This window comes from Sphingomonas sp. PP-F2F-A104-K0414, from assembly GCF_004340945.1.
In the GTDB taxonomy this organism is placed as follows: domain Bacteria; phylum Pseudomonadota; class Alphaproteobacteria; order Sphingomonadales; family Sphingomonadaceae; genus Sphingomonas.
In genome coordinates, this window is the sequence record NZ_SLYD01000002.1 from 658,416 (window position 1) to 675,556 (window position 17,141).

Annotated in this window: 13 protein-coding genes; 3 read left to right on the top strand and 10 right to left on the bottom strand. The window is 63.1% G+C overall.

Annotated features, from left to right (window positions below; genetic code table 11):
- Positions 1 to 161: 161 nt before the first annotated feature.
- Positions 162 to 1,283, bottom strand: a complete 1,122-nt coding sequence (locus C8J46_RS07150) for an alkaline phosphatase (protein ID WP_243643253.1) — start codon at positions 1,281 to 1,283, stop codon at positions 162 to 164.
- A gap of 303 nt (positions 1,284 to 1,586) precedes the next feature.
- Here C8J46_RS07150 and C8J46_RS07155 point away from each other — a divergent pair, with 303 nt between their 5' ends.
- From C8J46_RS07155 to C8J46_RS07165, 3 genes are read left to right on the top strand one after another with little or no spacing between them, the layout of a single operon-like run.
- Positions 1,587 to 4,094 (top strand): TonB-dependent receptor, encoded by a 2,508-nt coding sequence (locus tag C8J46_RS07155; protein ID WP_132736772.1) that lies wholly within the window; start codon positions 1,587 to 1,589, stop codon positions 4,092 to 4,094.
- Between the two features lie 14 nt (positions 4,095 to 4,108).
- On the top strand, positions 4,109 to 5,182 hold the full coding sequence (locus C8J46_RS07160; RefSeq protein ID WP_207894121.1) for a phosphatidylinositol-specific phospholipase C1-like protein: 1,074 nt from the start codon (positions 4,109 to 4,111) through the stop codon (positions 5,180 to 5,182).
- A complete protein-coding gene (locus C8J46_RS07165) occupies positions 5,179 to 5,919 on the top strand; it encodes a phosphatase PAP2 family protein (RefSeq protein WP_132736775.1) in 741 nt (246 codons plus the stop codon). The genes C8J46_RS07160 and C8J46_RS07165 overlap by 4 nt, the downstream gene beginning before the upstream one ends.
- Here C8J46_RS07165 and C8J46_RS07170 read toward each other — a convergent pair.
- From C8J46_RS07170 to C8J46_RS07210, 9 genes are all read right to left on the bottom strand, one after another.
- On the bottom strand, positions 5,910 to 6,395 hold the full coding sequence (locus C8J46_RS07170; protein ID WP_132736778.1) for a hypothetical protein: 486 nt from the start codon (positions 6,393 to 6,395) through the stop codon (positions 5,910 to 5,912). The genes C8J46_RS07165 and C8J46_RS07170 overlap by 10 nt on opposite strands.
- A 60-nt stretch (positions 6,396 to 6,455) precedes the next feature.
- Entirely contained in the window at positions 6,456 to 7,268 is an 813-nt protein-coding gene (locus tag C8J46_RS07175) for an NPP1 family protein (RefSeq protein WP_165886480.1), read from the bottom strand.
- A gap of 112 nt (positions 7,269 to 7,380) precedes the next feature.
- Positions 7,381 to 10,374 carry a TonB-dependent receptor gene (locus C8J46_RS07180; RefSeq protein ID WP_132736783.1) on the bottom strand — a complete coding sequence of 998 codons (2,994 nt, stop codon included), beginning with the start codon at positions 10,372 to 10,374 and terminating at the stop codon, positions 7,381 to 7,383.
- Between the two features lie 81 nt (positions 10,375 to 10,455).
- Positions 10,456 to 11,310, bottom strand: a complete 855-nt coding sequence (locus C8J46_RS07185) for a FecR domain-containing protein (RefSeq protein WP_132736786.1) — start codon at positions 11,308 to 11,310, stop codon at positions 10,456 to 10,458.
- On the bottom strand, positions 11,307 to 11,870 hold the full coding sequence (locus C8J46_RS07190; RefSeq protein ID WP_165886481.1) for an RNA polymerase sigma factor: 564 nt from the start codon (positions 11,868 to 11,870) through the stop codon (positions 11,307 to 11,309). Before C8J46_RS07190 ends, C8J46_RS07185 begins: the two co-directional genes overlap by 4 nt.
- A gap of 176 nt (positions 11,871 to 12,046) precedes the next feature.
- On the bottom strand, positions 12,047 to 12,271 hold the full coding sequence (locus C8J46_RS20765) for a hypothetical protein (protein WP_165886482.1): 225 nt from the start codon (positions 12,269 to 12,271) through the stop codon (positions 12,047 to 12,049).
- A gap of 64 nt (positions 12,272 to 12,335) precedes the next feature.
- Positions 12,336 to 12,566, bottom strand: a complete 231-nt coding sequence (locus C8J46_RS07195) for a hypothetical protein (RefSeq protein WP_132736790.1) — start codon at positions 12,564 to 12,566, stop codon at positions 12,336 to 12,338.
- A gap of 2,071 nt (positions 12,567 to 14,637) precedes the next feature.
- Positions 14,638 to 14,847, bottom strand: a complete 210-nt coding sequence (locus C8J46_RS07205) for a hypothetical protein (protein ID WP_132736795.1) — start codon at positions 14,845 to 14,847, stop codon at positions 14,638 to 14,640.
- Between the two features lie 728 nt (positions 14,848 to 15,575).
- Positions 15,576 to 15,755 (bottom strand): hypothetical protein, encoded by a 180-nt coding sequence (locus C8J46_RS07210; protein WP_132736798.1) that lies wholly within the window; start codon positions 15,753 to 15,755, stop codon positions 15,576 to 15,578.
- Positions 15,756 to 17,141 lie beyond the last annotated feature (1,386 nt).

A 17,141-nucleotide genomic window follows, 5' to 3' on the forward strand; every position in this document is an offset into this window, starting at 1 on the left:
GTTTCATCCGCGTGACGCCGTTTCGCGTCAGGCTGCCTCACCCCTCCACCAGATCCGGATCACCGCAAGGAAGCCGCGGTACGCCACCAGGTTCTTCCACAGCCTGGATCCGGACAACCCTTCTTCCATGACCGCGTTGCCGCCTCGCGACGGCAAATCGCTCAAGACTCCTTCGTCCATCCGATGGCATTCAGGAGGACGTCGAACAGATGCGTGTTTGCGAAAAAGCCATGGATAGTCTCCGCCCCTGGCCCCGAGGCAGCGGCGATAACTTCCTCGCCGGTATGACCGTCCTGGACCCCGATCACGTCGTTGCTCGCGATCGTGGCGCCTGGTTTGGCCGCGGCTGCGGCAAACTGTTCGGCGAGCGGTGCGTCACGATCGCCGCCCGACATACGCAGGCCAAAGCTGTGGTCGGCCGTGAACAGGATGAGCGTGTCCTTGCCCGCAATGGCGGTAACGCGGCGGATCATGTCATCCATCTCGACGACGTGGCGCAGCCCCGCTTGCGGGTTATCGGTGTGCATGTCCCATTCGACCATCAGGAAATAGCCCTTGGGGTTGCGCGCGAGTTGGCCGATCGTTGCCTCGACGGCCGGTAACGGCGCGTAATCGTCGTCGCGCAGAACGGCGGCCCGTGCGGCAGTGCGAACGAGCGCCGGATCCGAACCGTAGCGATACCCCGCCTGGGTAAAGGCCTGCTCGGGCGTCTGCTGGATCTTGCCAAAGGACGCGACCGCGTCCTTGCGGCCCTTGCCGATCAGGATGTCGACACCGTTGCCAAAGCGGGGCGCCAACATCTGACGGAAAATCTCGTCCTTGTCCTTGCGGGACGCGACATGCGCGTAACACGCTGCCGGGGTGGCATCCCAGATCGGCATGTTCGTGACGACCCCGGTCGATAGACCGTGCTGCTCGGCGTATTCGAGGAACGTCTTGATCGGCTTCACTTCGCCGCCCGAGCCCGACGGCACGACCGATACCATCGCGTTGTTCGTCTTCCGCCCGGTCATGATCGCGGTCATGCCCGCACCGGAGTCCGTGACCCAGCGGTTGAGCGACGAAGTGTCCGATAAGCCGATATATGGCATCGACTGGATGTACAGGGATTGCGGTTTATCGTGCGCAAGGATGCCTGCGGCGTTAAGCGTCGGCAGACCGCCTGCATCGCCCAGGAACACGATGACGTTGCGGGGCTTTACGGGTCGCGCTTGAGCGGACGCTGCGCCGCTCCCCACCAGACCGGCGGCCAGACAGCACGCTGCCAATACATCCTTACGCAACGTGCGTTCGGAGGTGCTTCCGGTTCTTGTCATTGGTCGAGTCCCAGACTGGTAACGCGTTCGAGCGAAGATTTGTGAGTTGTCGCTACAGCGAGCATCTTACCCATTTGTGACAGCAGCGTTTGCAATCCCGCTGCGAAACCGCGCCCCTTAAAGGCGGCCAGGAATGACACCCGTCACCGTCCAGTCACGCAATCATCATGGGACAGTAATGTTACCGTAGTCCCGCCGTCATAGCCCGCCCCCATAGCGCTGTGGACACGTCGGCCGGTAAGGCCGGGACACATTGGGGTTCGAGTTACCATGCAGACGATCACGATACTGCGGGGGACCGCGGCGTTGATGGCCATCGCCGTCGCCACCGGCCCGGTCGATGCACAATCAGCGCCGATCGCACAAAAAGACACTATGTCGGCGCCCGATGCCGGTTCCGGAGATGAGATCCTGGTTACGGGCCGCCTCGGCACCGTCGCGCAGAAGAAGGTGGATGCGAGCTATTCGATCACCACGATCAGCGAGAAGGACCTTCGCGAGCGAGCGATCGGCAACCTGGCCGAGGCGATGCAGCAGATCCCGGGCGTGTGGGCGGATTCCTCAGGCGGCGTCGGTGCGAACAACACGCGCGTCCGCGGCATCCCGCGCGGCGGCTACGAGTCGCTCGCGGTGTACGAGGACGGCCTGCCGATCCAGCATGATCCCGGCATCAACTGGATCAATGTCGACCAGTTCCTCCGCATCGACGAGACCTATTCGGGGATCGAGGCGGTCCGCGGCGGCCCCTCCTCGATCTTTGCCGCCAACGCGCCCGGCGGCCTCGTCAACTTCATCCCGCGCAAGGGCACGCCGCAGCTGAGCGGCCTGCTCAAGCTGACGACGTCCGATTACGGCCAAATCCGCGGCGACGCGTGGCTCGGCGGGCCGATTGCGGACGGGTGGCGCTTTTCGGTCGGCGGCTATTACAACAAGGACCAGGGCATCCGCGATCCGGGGCCGGCGGCGAACAACGGCGGCCAGGGCCGCGTGCTGATCTCCAAGGATTTCGCGCGGGGCAGCATCTCGTTCGGCGTGAAGTACATGGAAGATAACAACTTCTTCTTCGACGCCATCCCATTGGTGCGCAACGGCGACGATCTGAAGCCGCTCGCGCCGTTCAACGGCCATGACGACACGCTGACCGGACCGCAGGACGGTCGCGTCCAGATCAAGACGCCCGACGGTATCCGCAAGGCGCAGTTCAACCTGTTCAACCAGACCAGCGACCTGCAGTTCACGCTGAAGGGCAATACCGAGTTCGACGACGGCACGACGATCAGCGGCGGGTTCCGCTATCGCGACTCCACCACCGATCGCAACGCGCGTGGGCTGAACAGCCTCAACACGCAGGCGGCGCAATTGTCCTCGGTCCGTGCCAACGCGGTCAAGGCGTTCGCAGGCCGCGGCGCGACCGACGTGCGGCTGGTCTATAACGACGATGGCAGTGCGTATGGCGCCAATGCGAACGGCAACGGCCTGGTCGGGGTCAACACCTTCCAGTCGATCCAGAATCCGATCAAGGAGACCATGGGCCTGATCGAACTCGGCCATGTCTACGAGACCGGGATCGGTCGACACGACGTGAAGCTCGGCCTGTACGGCACCACCGCAGACTGGGCGCATGATCGCAACGACGGCGTCGGCCTGACCGAAGTCGCGCCGAACGCACGCCTGCTCGATATCGTCGCGGTCAACGCGGGCGGGCAGGTCGTCGGGCGCGTCACCGACACCGGCATTCAGCGCTACGAGGCACGGTTCGCGCATTCCTATGGCGGGTATGAGGACGTCGCGTTCTACATTTCCGACGAGTGGCAGGTCACGCCGAAGCTGCGCGTCGATGGCGGCTTTCGCTACGAGACGATCTGGATCCATGGCTATTCGGAAGGCGTGAAAAGCTTCAATCTCGGCAATCCCGACACCCTCGCCGACGACAACGTCTTGTACGGCTCGGGCGTGTTCAACCGCTTCGACCCGAAGTTCAGCGACCACAGCTACACGATCGGCGCGAACTGGCAGTTCATCCCCGAGGCGGGCATCTTCGGGCGCTACACCAGCACCTACCGCCTGCCGCAGATCGGCCAGTACCGCGACAACGTGCTGCCGACCGGCATCCGCAGCCAGTCGATCGAACAGGCCGAGGCGGGCGTGAAGTTCCAGAAGCCCTGGGGCAGCCTGTACGCCACGCTGTTCTACAATTCGTTCAAGGACGTGCAGTTCACCAACACGTATATCGACCCGGCTAGCTTACGCATCGTCCAGGAGATCAATTACGGCGACGTCAGCACGACCGGAGTCGAGCTGGAAGCGAACCTGAAGCCGGTGCGCTGGTTCGACGTCTCGGCGACCGCGACGTACCAGGAGCCGAAGTTCAAGAACTATACCTACAACACGATCGTCGCCGGCGCGCCTGTCACCACCTCGTTCGACGGCAACCGCCCGTCGAGCATGCCCAAGGTGATGGCGAGCATCCGCCCGCGCGTATCGCTAATCGGCGGCCGCCTGCGCGTGCTGGGCGAATGGCGGTATGAGGGCGACAAGTTCAACGACGATTCCAACCTCGTGAAGCTGCCGGCGTTCTCGGTGTTCAATGCCAGTGCCGAGCTGGACGTGACGCAGAACGTCACCGTGCAGGTCAAGGGCACCAACCTGTCGAATGCACTCGGGCTGGGCCAGGGCGGCGGACAGCAGCTCGTGCCGGGGGCGGCGGATGGTGCGGTGATCCTCGCCCGACCGATCTTCGGCCGCGCGGTGCAGGGTTCGGTGTTGTTCAAATTCTGATCGGGAGAGTATCCGTGAAGCGATCGATCTTGGCGGGGCTGACCCTCGGCCTTCTTACCCAAACGGCAATGGCGCGCGATACCGCGCCGCCGCTGCGGATCAACGACGTGGCGGTGATCGGCACGCATAACAGCTATAAACAGCCGATGCCCGCCGCGACGATGGCGAAGGTCCGTGCGGCCGATCCGGCGATGGCGGATGCGCTCGATTACTCGCATCGCAGCCTGACCGAACAACTCGATGCCGGCGCCCGGCAACTCGAGATCGACGTGAACTACGATCCGCAGGGCGGCCATTACGCGCGCGGCTCGAACGATCCGAAGCTCAGACGGCCGGGCTTCAAGGTGCTGCACATCCCCGGCATCGACAACGCATCGAGCTGCGTCCTGCTGACCGAATGCCTGACGATCATCCGCGACTGGTCGGCAAAGCATCCGCGTCACGTGCCAATCCTGCTGATGTTCAACGCCAAGGACGAGCGCAACGCCGCGCGCGGCGGGATCGATGCGCTGGCGTTCGAGACGGCGGCATATGATGCGCTCGACGCGGAAATCCGCTCGGTAATGGCGCCCGGCAAGCTGATCGTGCCCGACGACGTGCAGGGTCGCTATCCGACGTTGCGCGACGCGGTGCTCGCGGACAACTGGCCGTTGCTGGAGGTCTCGCGCGGGAAATTCCTGTTCGCGCTCGACGAGCCGCCCGCCAAGGTCGCGGTGTACCGGGGCAAGCGGCGTTCGCTCGAGGGGCGCGTGTTCTTCATCAACACCGACGAAGCCTCGCCTGCGGCCGCCTATCTGACGCTCAACGACCCGGTCCGCGATGCCGACCGGATCCGCCGCGACGTCGCTACCGGGTTCATCGTCCGCACGCGGGCCGATGCCAACACGCGCGAGGCTCGTGCCAACGACATCGTTCCTCGCAACACCGCACTGGCGGGCGGCGCGCAATATGTCTCGACCGACTATCTCTGGCCCGATCCGCGGCTCGCCGGCGGCTATCACGTTGCCCTGCCCGGCGGTCTGGTCGCGCGCTGCAACCCCGTGCGCCGTCCCAAGGGCTGCGGCGATCTGGAAGGCGCTGCAAAGTGATCCGCAGCCTGTCGCTGCTCGCGGTCCTCGCGCTGACAGGCGCGGCGGATGGTCCCGCGGCTTATCTCGCGAACCAGCCGATGCCGGACCTGATGCAGGTCCTGCCCGCCCCGCCCAGGCCCGGTTCGCCGCAGGATGCCGACGACCGCGCAACCTTCCAGCAAACGCGCGCGCTGCTCGGGACGCCGCGGGGCGAAATGGCGACCCGCGACGTCACCGACGACCGCTTCACCGTCTTCGCCTGCGCGATCGGCCGTAAGCTCGATACGACGTCGTCCCCTGCCCTCACCCGCATCTTCGCGCGAATGAGCGACCAGGGCATGGTCGGCCGCGCCAAGGATGGCTTTGCCGTCAAGCGTCCGTACCTGAGGGACGACCTGCCGATCTGCGAACCCAAGACCGCGCATCTGGCGGGCAATGGCGATTACCCGTCGGGCCACACGACTTCGGGGTGGTCCGCCGCGCTGATCCTCGCCGAACTGATGCCGGATCGCGCCACCCGGATCCTGCGCCGTGGACGCCAATATGGCGAGAGCCGCTACATCTGCGGATCGCACAGCCGAAGCGCGGTCGAGGCGGGCTATATGGCAGGATCGGTGCTGGTCGCGATGCTCCAAACCTCGCCGGACTTCAGGCGTGAGATGGACGTGGCGCGATCGGAACTCGCCGAGATCAAAGCGCCTGCACCGGACGCGGAGCGGTGCAGGGCCGAAGCAAAGGGCGCCGGTCACGGATGATCATCGGCCGTTACGTGCGCACGGATATGGAATGTGTTGTCCGCCACCTCATCCATGTCGAACGGGACCGCCATGCGATAGCCGTCCTCGGCAAGCGCGGCCGCCAGTCCGCCGAGCAACATTTCCTGTCGCCTATCCAGATCATTCTGCGACACCAGCGGGCGGATCGTCGCGGTCAGCGAGCATTGCCTGGCCCGGCATTCCATTGCGACCTCGGATAGCAGGGGATACGCACGGCGGAGGTCCGCAACCGCGGTCTCGACTGGCATTGCAGTCGGTGCGACGCGGGTCGGCCTGATCGAGCTGAGCGGTACGGCCTTGGCGGCGGTAACCGGCGCACCGCGGATCACGACGATCCCCGTTGCCGGATCCGAGCGCGCGCGAGGATGCCATCCGGCAATTATTCCGCTCACGACGACCATCGACGTCAAGCCGCCGAGCAACACCGCACCGGATCGGGAACGAACGCTTTGCATGCGGCCTCCACAGCGCCAAGCACCCTGCGCCGCCGGGACATTGGCGGCGCAGGGTATCGATCAGCAGATGGTGGAGCCTGATGGGCATCCCGGCGAGTCACCGCCGGCATCGACGTTGGCGTTGAACCCGGGGGCTATGCCGCTCGCATTGGCGGCCGCGAGCGTGCCTGCGAACCGGGCGTCCTTATTGTCGAAATTCGCGCCCTTGAAATCGTAATTGGAGACCGCGTTCCTGACCCCGACCGACGGGTAGCCGTTCCAGCTTACCAGCGGCTGGATCAGCCATTGCCCGGTGCCGTTCTCGGCGGGCTCGTCGCCGCCGTCGGTCTTGGAGAAGCGCCACAGATGGGAGAAGCCCCAGGTCTCGTAATGGAAGACGAGCTTCGCGTGCTCGCCGCTCGAGTCGCTGACGAAGCGGAGTTGATCGCCGCTGCGCGTATCCCATTTGCCATGATCGCCGCGCGTGACGCCGACGACGCGGCTGCCGGTGCCCTGGTCGGTGGTCCAGACGATGATCGATTCCCAGTCATAGGCGTGCGAGAAATCGGACTGCCAGAAATAGCTGTAGACCCGCCCGCAATAGCCGTTGTTACAGCGGCTGCGCGCATAGACGTTGCTCTGCGTGCGATAGCTAGCGCTGCGGCACGATGCCGGTGGTCGCGTGGCGTAAGTGGATGCCGCCGGGCTGATCGAGCCTGCCGCGTCCACGGCCGGCACGTTGAAGCAGACGTCGGTGTCGAAGTCGATCGCAGGCTGGAAGCGTTTGTCGAGCGCGGTGGCACGTTCGGGCAGCGGCGAGACCGGCGCCGGCCAGCCTTGTGCGAATGCGGGCGTCGCCTGCGCCACCAGCATGGCGGCGGCGGTGCCGATCATCAGGGATAGCCGGCTCGTCGAAACATGGTTTTTCATACAAACTCCCGTTGCAGGATGTCGTGAGGTACGCCGTACGCTCTCGTCCGCGGCGAACACGCCGCGGACGAGGAGTTCAGAAACTGGTCGTCACGCCGAAGGTGAAGATGCGGCCGCTGCGGGTGTAGACGAGCGTCCGGTCGGTCGAGAGATCGGTGAACTGCTCGATCGGCCGATTGGTGACGTTGATCCCCTCAACGACGAAGCGCAGATTCTCGGCGGGGCTGTAGCGGACCTGGAAATCGACGTTGTTGGTCGGGCGGATGCCGTCGCCGACATTGGCGTTGCCGCCTGCGCCGGTCAGATACCGGCTGCGATAGGCGGTCGAGACACGTGCACCGAAGCGTTCGGTCTCGAAGTAGAGCGTCGCGTTGGCGGCCCATTTCGACAGATTGTAGAGCGGGATGCTTTTGACGACGCCGTTGTAGACCGCGGTCTGGTCGCCATCGATCCAGGTGCCGTTCGCGACGATGCCGAACCCGTCGAACGGCGCGGGCAGGAAGGTGAAGTCGTGCTGGAACGCGGCCTCGATACCCTTGATGCTGGCCCCGTCCCCGTTGATCGGGCGCGTGTAGTTGTACGGCGTCGTACCGTCCTGGCCCGGCAACAGCAGCGAGACCGGGAAGCCCGTCGCACTGTAGGGAACCTGCGACGTCTCCGACGTGATGAAGCTGTTGAGGTCCTTCCAGAAGAAGCCGACCGACGCGAAGCCGTTGCGATCCATGTAATATTCGAGCCCCGCCTCCGCCGAAGTCGACCGGAACGGCTGTAGATTGGGGTTGCCGACGGAGACGGACCCACCGAACGGCGCCACGGTCAGCGTTCCCGCTGCGGCAAGTTGAGGAAGGCCGGGACGGTTGACGTTGCGACTGGCGGAAGCACGCGCGATCAGCTTCGGCGTGATGTCGAGCGCGACGTTGAGCGCGGGCAGCCAATCGTCATTGCTGGTCCCGACCGTCACCGGCTGAAGCGTGGTCACGCCGTTGGTCGCGGTGGCGAGCGACCCGCTGGAGACCAGATCGGTGTGATAGTAGCGGACGCCGGCATTACCGCGCAGCCGCATCGACCCGATATCGGTGTCGAGATCGAGCTGCGTGAAGCCCGCCCAGGTCTTTTCCCGAATGCGAAAGTCGCTGCCCGCGGTCAGGTTGGCGGCGGTCAAATCCCGGTTGTTGCCGAGCAGCGCGTAGATCCCGGCAATGTCGCCGCCGATATACGGGAGCAGACTATCGCGGTTGATGACGTATTTCAGCGCGTCGGGTATCGCGCGATCGCTGGTCGCCGCGGTGCCGTAGAAGATGTTGGTGAGATACTGATACCCGCTGTTGGTGAAGCGCTTATACTCGCCGCCAACCTCCAGCTTCAGGATCGGCGTGAGGTCGTAGACCGCCTGAAGCTGACCGTTGAGATAGTCGCTCTTGATCATGTTCTCCTGCGTCACCAACCGTTGGACGTTCCAGTTCGCCGGGTTGGTGAGATCGAAGCCGTAGGTGTTCACGGGGATCGTCGGCTGCATGTCGAAACTGAACGCGGTGTTGCGAGCCTGCAGGAAGATCTTGTCGAACGTCGGCTGGACGAAATTCGACTTCTGGTAGCCGCCGAGCGCGGTCAGCTTCAGCCGATCGCCGACGTCCCAGCTGACATTCGCCACCGCCTGGTAGAAGTCGGTCTGGTTCTCGACACGGTGATGCTCGGTGCGCTGATCGATCCCGGTATAGCTGGCGGCGACGAGCGAATTGCCCTGGATCGTTGCGGACCGGATGACCTGCGTGCCGCTGACGTTGCCGGTCAGCGCGTTATAGCCGCCCGCCGCGATCGCCCAGTCGTCGCGCTTGTCGGCAAGATGTCCGTACAGCAGGTCGACATCGATCTTGAAATTGTCGCCGGGATGATATTGCAGCGCGCTCGTGACGCCGATCCGCTCACGATCGGTGTACCAGGTCGATGGCGATTGCGCCTGAGGCGCGAAGATCGTGCCGCCGCGCAGCAGCGCCCGTGTCGCCGCGTCGATCTCGGGACCGATATTGTTGGCGCCGTAGGTAACCTTGCCCCAGTTCCAGTTGCGATAGCCATATTCGTTGTTGCGCACCTTAGAATAGGCGACCGAGACGAGCGCGCCGAAATCGCCCTGACGCTGCGAGAACAAGCCGACGAGCCGCGGGGTGACGCCGCTGGTCTGATCGTTCGTCTGGGCCTTCGCGGACAGCACGATCTTCTGGCCGTCATAGTCGAACGGCTTGGCGGTGAAGAGCTGTACGGTGCCGGCGATGCCGCCCTCGTCCTGGTTGGCGGCGTAGCTTTTTTGCACGCTCACGCGGTTGAACAGCTCGGACGCGAACAGGCTGAAATCGAAGCCGCGGCTACGGCTGACATTGCCGCGGTTGTCCATGCCGGAGGCGGTGTTGCCGAGCACCTCCATGCCGTTCAGCTGCGTGCGCGTGAAATCGGGGCCGAGACCGCGCAGCGCGATCTGGCGTCCCTCGCCCGTGTCGCGGGTGATTGCGACACCGGGAACACGTTGCAGTGCCTCGGCGAGGTTCATGTCGGGGAACGCGGCGATGTCCGACGCCACGATATTGTCCTCGGTCCCGACCGCGCGACGCTTCAGGTCCTGCGCCGCCAGCAGGCTGCTGCGATAGCCGTTGACGACGATGTCCGGTGTGGACTCCGGCGTTTCACGCGCGAGCGTGGTCGCCTGCACAGCGGTGGCCGCAACGACTGGCGCGTGCGTGCCAACAGTGCTTGGCGCCGGCGGTGCCTGGTCCCGGCGGAGGATAGTCACACCGTTGCTCTCGACCGGACGCAGACCCGTCCCGCGTAGCAGCATCGCGAGCGCTGCCGACGTGCTGAGCCGCCCACTAACGCCCTTGGTCCGCTGCCCGCGAACGAGCGCGGGCGCGGCGATGACCTGCATGCCGGTGACGCTCGAATAGGCCGACAGCGCCGGTGCGAGATCGCCCGCGGGAATGGCAAACATCCGTGCGCTTGTAGACTGCGCATCCGCCACCGTCGGTGCGGCTAAAGCGAACGCTACCAAGGCCAGTGCCGACGTTCCGTGAAACCGCGTCATCATATTCCCCCGTCTTGGCGCCATCGGACGCCACCCGGAGGGAAGACGGCCGGCGCCGCCAAATCCGGACAGTGTTTTTCGTCAGTGCGCGGTTTCCAGCGTCAACGTCCCCCGCCGCTCGGTTACCGTGAAGCCGAACCCGCTGCCGATCGCGTTCAGAAACTGGTCCGGATGATCGGTGCGAAATCGTCCGAACACCGTCGTCGATGCCAGCGGTTCCGCCGGACGTGCGATCCTGACACCCCCCTGGCGATCGAGAATTTCGACCAGATCGTCCAGGCGCATACCCGCCGTGTCGATCCAGCCCTTCCGCCAGTCGGGCAACACCGGATCGAACCGCGTCGGCGCTGCCGCCACGCCGTCGCGGACGGCGCTGCGGTACCCGGCCCGGACCACGACGCCGCGCGGCGCCCCGACCGGATCGAAGCCGACCGCGCCGCGGTAGACCGCCAGTGCAACCTGAGTCCGGGTCACATCGAGGTCGAACGCGGTGCCGAGGACGCGTGTCTCGCTGGCACCGGCGCGCACGACGAAAGGGCGCGCCACGTCATGCCGCACATCGAAGAACGCCTGTCCCGCAAGTAATTCGGCGCGGCGCTGTCGGTCCGCATAGACAATTCGAAGCCGTGTCGCGCCGTTGAGCGAGACGGTCGAACCGTCCGCCAGCGTCACGGTCGTGCGTTCCCCCGCTCGGGTCGCGAACGTACGCGTCGAAATCGGCGCCACAGTCGGTTTGCCGATAAACGAGCCGGCGCCCACGAACAGCAGGGCGATGGCGACCGGCGCCGTTGCAACTGCCGCGATGGCGGATCGCCGTCGACGCCTGAGCGACCGGACCTGCTCGTCCGAGAGGCGACCGCAGCGCTTCGCCGCCGTCTGCAATGCGTCTGCGAGCGCGGCTTCGCTCACCGATGGTCCACTGCTGGCGGCGGTCACGCGCCGGCCTCCATCGTGAAGCCGCGCTTGGCGAGCGCGCCACGCAGGTCCTGAAAGGCGCGGACGACATGCTTCTCCACCGCCGCCATGCTCATGTCGAGGCTCTGGGCGATCGTGTCGGTCCTAAGACCGTCGAGCCGTTTCCGCAGGAAGATCTCGCGGCGCAGCGGCGGCATACGCTCGAGCGCGTCGGCCATGATTACGACAGCACGACGGAAGGCCAGCACCCTGTCGGCAGTCGGCTGCGGGCAGACGATCGCCTCGTCGAGTTCGACATGCGTGGAGCGCCGCGCGGCGCGGTGATGATCGAGCAGCAGGTTGCGCGCGATCGCAAAACAGAGCGCCTTCATGTCGTTGACCCGCGCGGTCGCCTGATAGGCGAACAGCCGCAGATAGGTTTCCTGCACCACATCGTCGCCATCGGCATGGTGATCCAGCCGACCTCGCACGAAACGCCGCAACGCGCCCGCCAGTTCGGCATCCGGATATTCCAGCGCCAGACTGTGATTGGGTAACGGGCCGTTGCCGATACCATCGACAAGAAATGCTCTGCTGCTCACCACGCCCCCGTCTGCAGTTCCGGAGCGGCTTATGAGACGATCGTGAAGGCAGAATGACAGCGACCGAAATCGTTGATCGGTACACGGCCCTACCCCTCTGCCGAGCTTCGGCTTGGCGAACAGCTCGTCCCGTTGGAAAGAGGTCGGCGCGGTCGCTGGCTTACGGCCGCGCGGCCCTATGTCCGGCTTCCAGGCGCACCGGCGGCCTTGACGAAGGCGTGGACGATCGTCGGCACGCGAAGCTCGAACGGGGTCGGTACGAAACCGAAACGAAGGGTGAACTCGCCGCCGTCGACGATGCAGGGACGGTCCCTGGTTAAGCCGTCATCGTCGACCTCCATGGCAAAACGATACACCAGCCCGATCGGCCGCAGCAGCGCGAAGGGCCGCGGCGCGGGCAATGTCGAAAACCTCGGCGAAGTCGTGCGGCGTATCGGCTGCGACCAGCACCTGCGTAGGCTTGTTCTAAGCCAACTCGCCAGAGGCACTCGCACCGAGATGCGCGCCTGCCACACCCGGACCGTCGAAGTCGGAGCCCCGCAAGGTCGCGGTACGCACGCGCGGGGTCGCGTCCTGCCAGTCGCGCACCACCTTGGCGAGGATCGCGTGCTTCGCGCCGGTCGGGATCAGCGGCATGCCCGCGGTACGCGGTGCCGTCTTGGGCCCAAGCTGGTAAAGATTGCCGATAAATACCACACGCTCGCCCGTGCCCAGAGCGTTGCCTCCGGACTCTCCTGGCAGAGCCGCCGGCTTCTGCGAAGACGACGGTGACTCGAAAACCCTGTTCCAAAACGGTCAAGCCGGGTCCTACGTGATGTGCCGGGGGCGCCCGCCCTCCCCGCCTGAACGAACGGCAGGCTATGATCGTCGACCGAAAGCGGCCCGGCAGCTTTCCACCAAATTCGCAAAAGACCGGCGGCCATTTTCCGACGACGCGTATTCTTTCGGGGCACCTTCAACCATCAAGCTGGTACCAGGCGGGTGGCACTGACCAGCTGGCAAGTTTAGTCATCCTACACCGCGGCTGCGACGCCGCACGACATACCATATTGGCCGCTGTCTTTGCGCGGCGTGTATTCAGGCAATGGGCTGTCTGGATCATTCGGATATGCGGGGATCAACACTCAGCGGACGCGGACCGCCCTGGTCTGCTTGAAGACGCCGTTAATCCGGCCCCTCATTTCATGCAAGGCTTTAGAAGGTCGAAGAACAATTTTGATTCGATGATATCTTTGATCGCTTTGGCGTCCTGATGGTGCGCATAGACTTCAGCACCCCACGTGCGACTTCCATTTACAAGGCCAACTGTGAATTATGGCGGTTCTGTCGTGAGCATCGATGCCTGACTGTGGACTGTCCTGCAGAAGGAATTTTCTCACCTTTGTCACACCAGCCCAAAACTTTAAGACGGCAGGATGCGACACGTGGCCAGCAGCTGCCGACAAAGAATAATGTTCCCTTCCCGATCAACGACGAAAGCTGTGCGCGAACATGCCTGCCGTCACCTTGGTCTGGGATGAAGCGCTCGTTCAAGAGAGCAGACGGACTGCATCACGCAACCCAAGGCAAATTCAGCTGGTGGGGCAACGAGTGAGCCAGCCGAAGCAAAGAGCTTTAAGTCGCTGATCTCTCAGCATAAAACTCAAGTAGGTGGCGGAGCGGGTGGCCATCATATCGAGTGGCGTTAGCTGTTCAATTTACACAAAAGTTTTTGGGCCACCCCCGCCACATACCATGCAATATACCATACCAATGAATTTTGCATGTGTGGCTGGTATAGCCGTATTCGAACTTCAGCCTAGGATCACCGGGTAGCTGTTCCGAAAGCCTGGCTATTTGCCCTCTACGAAACGAGCTGACGATATGAAAACCTACCGGCGGTTGCGAAGCTGAGGGTAGGCGCAGTGTTTAAGCGTCGAACTCCGGCCATTCCTCATCAGGATAGATTCCCGAGGAATGAGCAGCCAGATTTCTGCAGGATGCCGCCAGATAAGCCCTATGCATCCCTTCGGCGTCGTCAGTATATTGCGATATGCCGGCTTCTCCCGATCCAAACGTCCCATTGCGCTCGTCGCGATACTTCATCGAAGGGGAGGACGTTGGCCTGTCAGGCGGAACGTCCCGAGATTGCCGTTATATTAAAGGGTCGAGAGCCTTCACGGAGTGGATGGTGGGCTTTCGGGAGGGATGTGCAGCGCGCTTCGATCTCACCGATGACATGATAATCTGCCCTCCCTATGCCCCGAACTCGGGACCTTCCTCATCAGGATAGAACGCGTGGGGATCGTGAACCGGCCTCGCTGTGGCATGTAGTTAACCGAGCTTTCACGCCTTTCTGCGATCGAAGGGCTGATGAATTTGCATGAGTATACAGGCCTTAAGCCCTGTCGGCACCCGACCGATGAACGCGTCGCCGTCCGGCGTCCTATCCACCTGCCTGCATTCTTGATCGCCTCTGGGGGCGAGCGGTTTTCTGCGACCCTTCTTGATGTTTCGACGCATGGCTTCCGGATCAGCTCCGGATACCCGACAACGATTGGCCGATTTCTCGCGGTCGACATCCCGGCGTTCGCTCGATACTCAGGATGGGTGGCTTGGGCCTACCAATTTGAGTTTGGCTTTGACGTGGCCAATCCGCTCCCCGACGAAGTCGTGAACCATCTACAGCGGTTGGCCGCTGCCGACTAACGTGAGACATCATCTCGGACCGTTCGTCACCGGGATATAACGCGTGCGGACCGGGAATCGTGGCCGCGGCCGAGCCCGTTCAGCCCTCGACGAGCTTCAAACGCCAGTTGCCGTCATGCGCTGGCCGCCCCGTGGCCTGCAGAAGCGCGATCGCTCGTTCTTCGTAAAATTGGGCTAGGTCCATATGAAATTCCATCACCGGCACGGTCACGGCTAATGTCGCCAGCATGACGTGATGGCGCCGACAGGCCTCAAGGTCGATCAGATTGAAATCGGGCGGAAACAGCATGTTAGTCCTCTGCAGGATCTAGGTTTACACTGCAAAAACCATGCCTCAGTCTGAGTGTATTTTGGGTCAGTACGAGTGGAATTGTAAGCAAGCAATGTCGGCGGGAACACGCGCGCATTCTCGATCAATGACCGGACGCCGAGCTCTTCCTCATGAGGATAGAGCGCAGGTCTGCAATCGTACTGAGCCAAAGCAGTAGGCCGGGCGATCCTGTTCGACGATCGTTGCCTAGGTTTCGGTGAATACCATTGGCTGAGACCCTGAGACCAGACGCGTTTGAGATCACGGCTGCTGAGGGGAAGGTGCTGATAGAGGCGCCGGGCGTTGTTGCGACGCTCAACGTCGAGGCGGCATCCACCCTATCTGACCAACTGCTCGCTGCATGCGGGTCAGCTAGGCTTCAACAGCGCCGTGCTATCGGTCAGAAGAAGATAGGCGAGCATAATCGCCCAGTCGACTGGGTCTGACTAGGCGCCGAACTCTGGTCCCTCTTCGTCCGGATAGAACGCATGGGGATCGTACACCGCTCGCTGCGCCGGCCGCATCTGGCGGGAAGGAGGTCGCTTCTTAACGTCAGGGTCGGGCGGGGGCTGGGCAGGCAACCCGCCTCCGAACCGGATCCGGATATAGGTCCCGTTCCCGTGCATCGCCTGGAAGACTGCGGTCGCGTCGTCTTCCTTCATCCGTTTGCCGATGAGGGGCGCACGCTCGGCGCTGACGTAGCCCAGCTACGTGCCGCGGTCGGACCAGACGACAACGGTGTTCGCGTCGAACGGGTTCTTCGGCTCGAGCCGCAGTTCCACCAGGTCACCCGGGGCGCACATCATGCACTCCATTCGCCTGTTGCTCTTGCTCGCGTCCTCGTTCGGGAAGTCGATTCCGACGATTGAGGTGGTGAGCTCGTCCATATGCCACACCTGCGCGTTACTGAACGGGTGATCAAGTTTGCAAACCGTTATCCGGGTAGCCAGTGATGGACATCGAAAAGTTCGATCGGCTCTATCCTTCACCTGCACACGCAGCGGCCGCGGATTTGCGCGACCGGTATGCGCCCAAACATGTTCAGCCCGAGTCTAGGAGCTTGATCCCTGATCGCTCAGGCATCGTTATTGGAGTTGCCGCACTCACAGCGGCGATTTTAGGCGGTACGGCATACATGTTGACGGCAGGGCAAACGTTAAAGCCGACTGCTGGCAATAGGACGATTCAAGTCTCATCAGCAGTGCCGGCGGTAGAGCGGTTGGTTCCGATAGCACGCGTTGTGCCGGCTTCAGCCCAACCCAGGGTAGCGCCGCGGCGCACAATCGTAGTAGCTCCTGGAACTAGGCCGGCACCAAGGCTGGAAAAACCCGTTCATGAAAGAAAGGGGTCCTCTGGCTGGATCCTCGACCCACTGTCAGGTGACGCGCTAGCCGCTGCGCTTGTCATCGATAAACAGCGGACGATCGAACTGAACGCGCGACAGTTGGGCAAAATGACGAAAGACGATATTCGGCCACTCCCCGCAACCGATGCTGACGGTGACAAGGATCCCGGTAGGTCGTAGGCGGTATGGTCGCTAATTTAGATAGTTCGCCCGAATCGATCGACTGCGAATAGGTTTCGCTTTGCGGTGGCAGAGATGACCAGATCGAACGCGCAGCGCGCCCTGCACAGGTTTCATGCCGACAATTCACGCGGCCCGCTGGTCCATGTCCATCCAGTATGTGCTTGCACGGGATTGGAAAAGTCATAGACTCGACGTCCCATGCCGTTCAGCACCTTCGATTTAATCTTATGCGCCTGCATGCTGGTCACCCTAGTTATCGCCGGTTCGTGGTTGCTAATCGTCGGCAAGCGATTGGAAGGTATCGAGCGGAACAAATCCTCGCGACGGCGTCAGGAATATTTTCATAACGGGGGACTTGTTCGAGCGCTGATGGCGCGGTGGAGCCGGCAGGCACGCCTTACAGATAGAACCGACAGGCCTCTCGATTGAGTTGCCTGAATCGGCTGGCCGCGCGTAGGCTTCGCGAATGTTGAACGAGTGGAGCGATCGCGACCCGCACCGGCCGCGCCGCGAACTGCCGGTCAAACGCTGGCAGTGGCTATGGGTGCCGGTGGCGATCACGAGGCTGTTCGCGTTCGGCTGACTGTCGTTCCGATGATGAGCGACCGCGCCATGATGGTGAAGGCCGGCGAGATCCTCGCGGAGCATGGTGACGTGACCCCCGCCTTTCATCCAGCGGCAACCAGAGACCGACCGTTGTTGTCGCGCAGGAGCGCGGGTGAAGCAACGGTGGGGTTTAAACCCC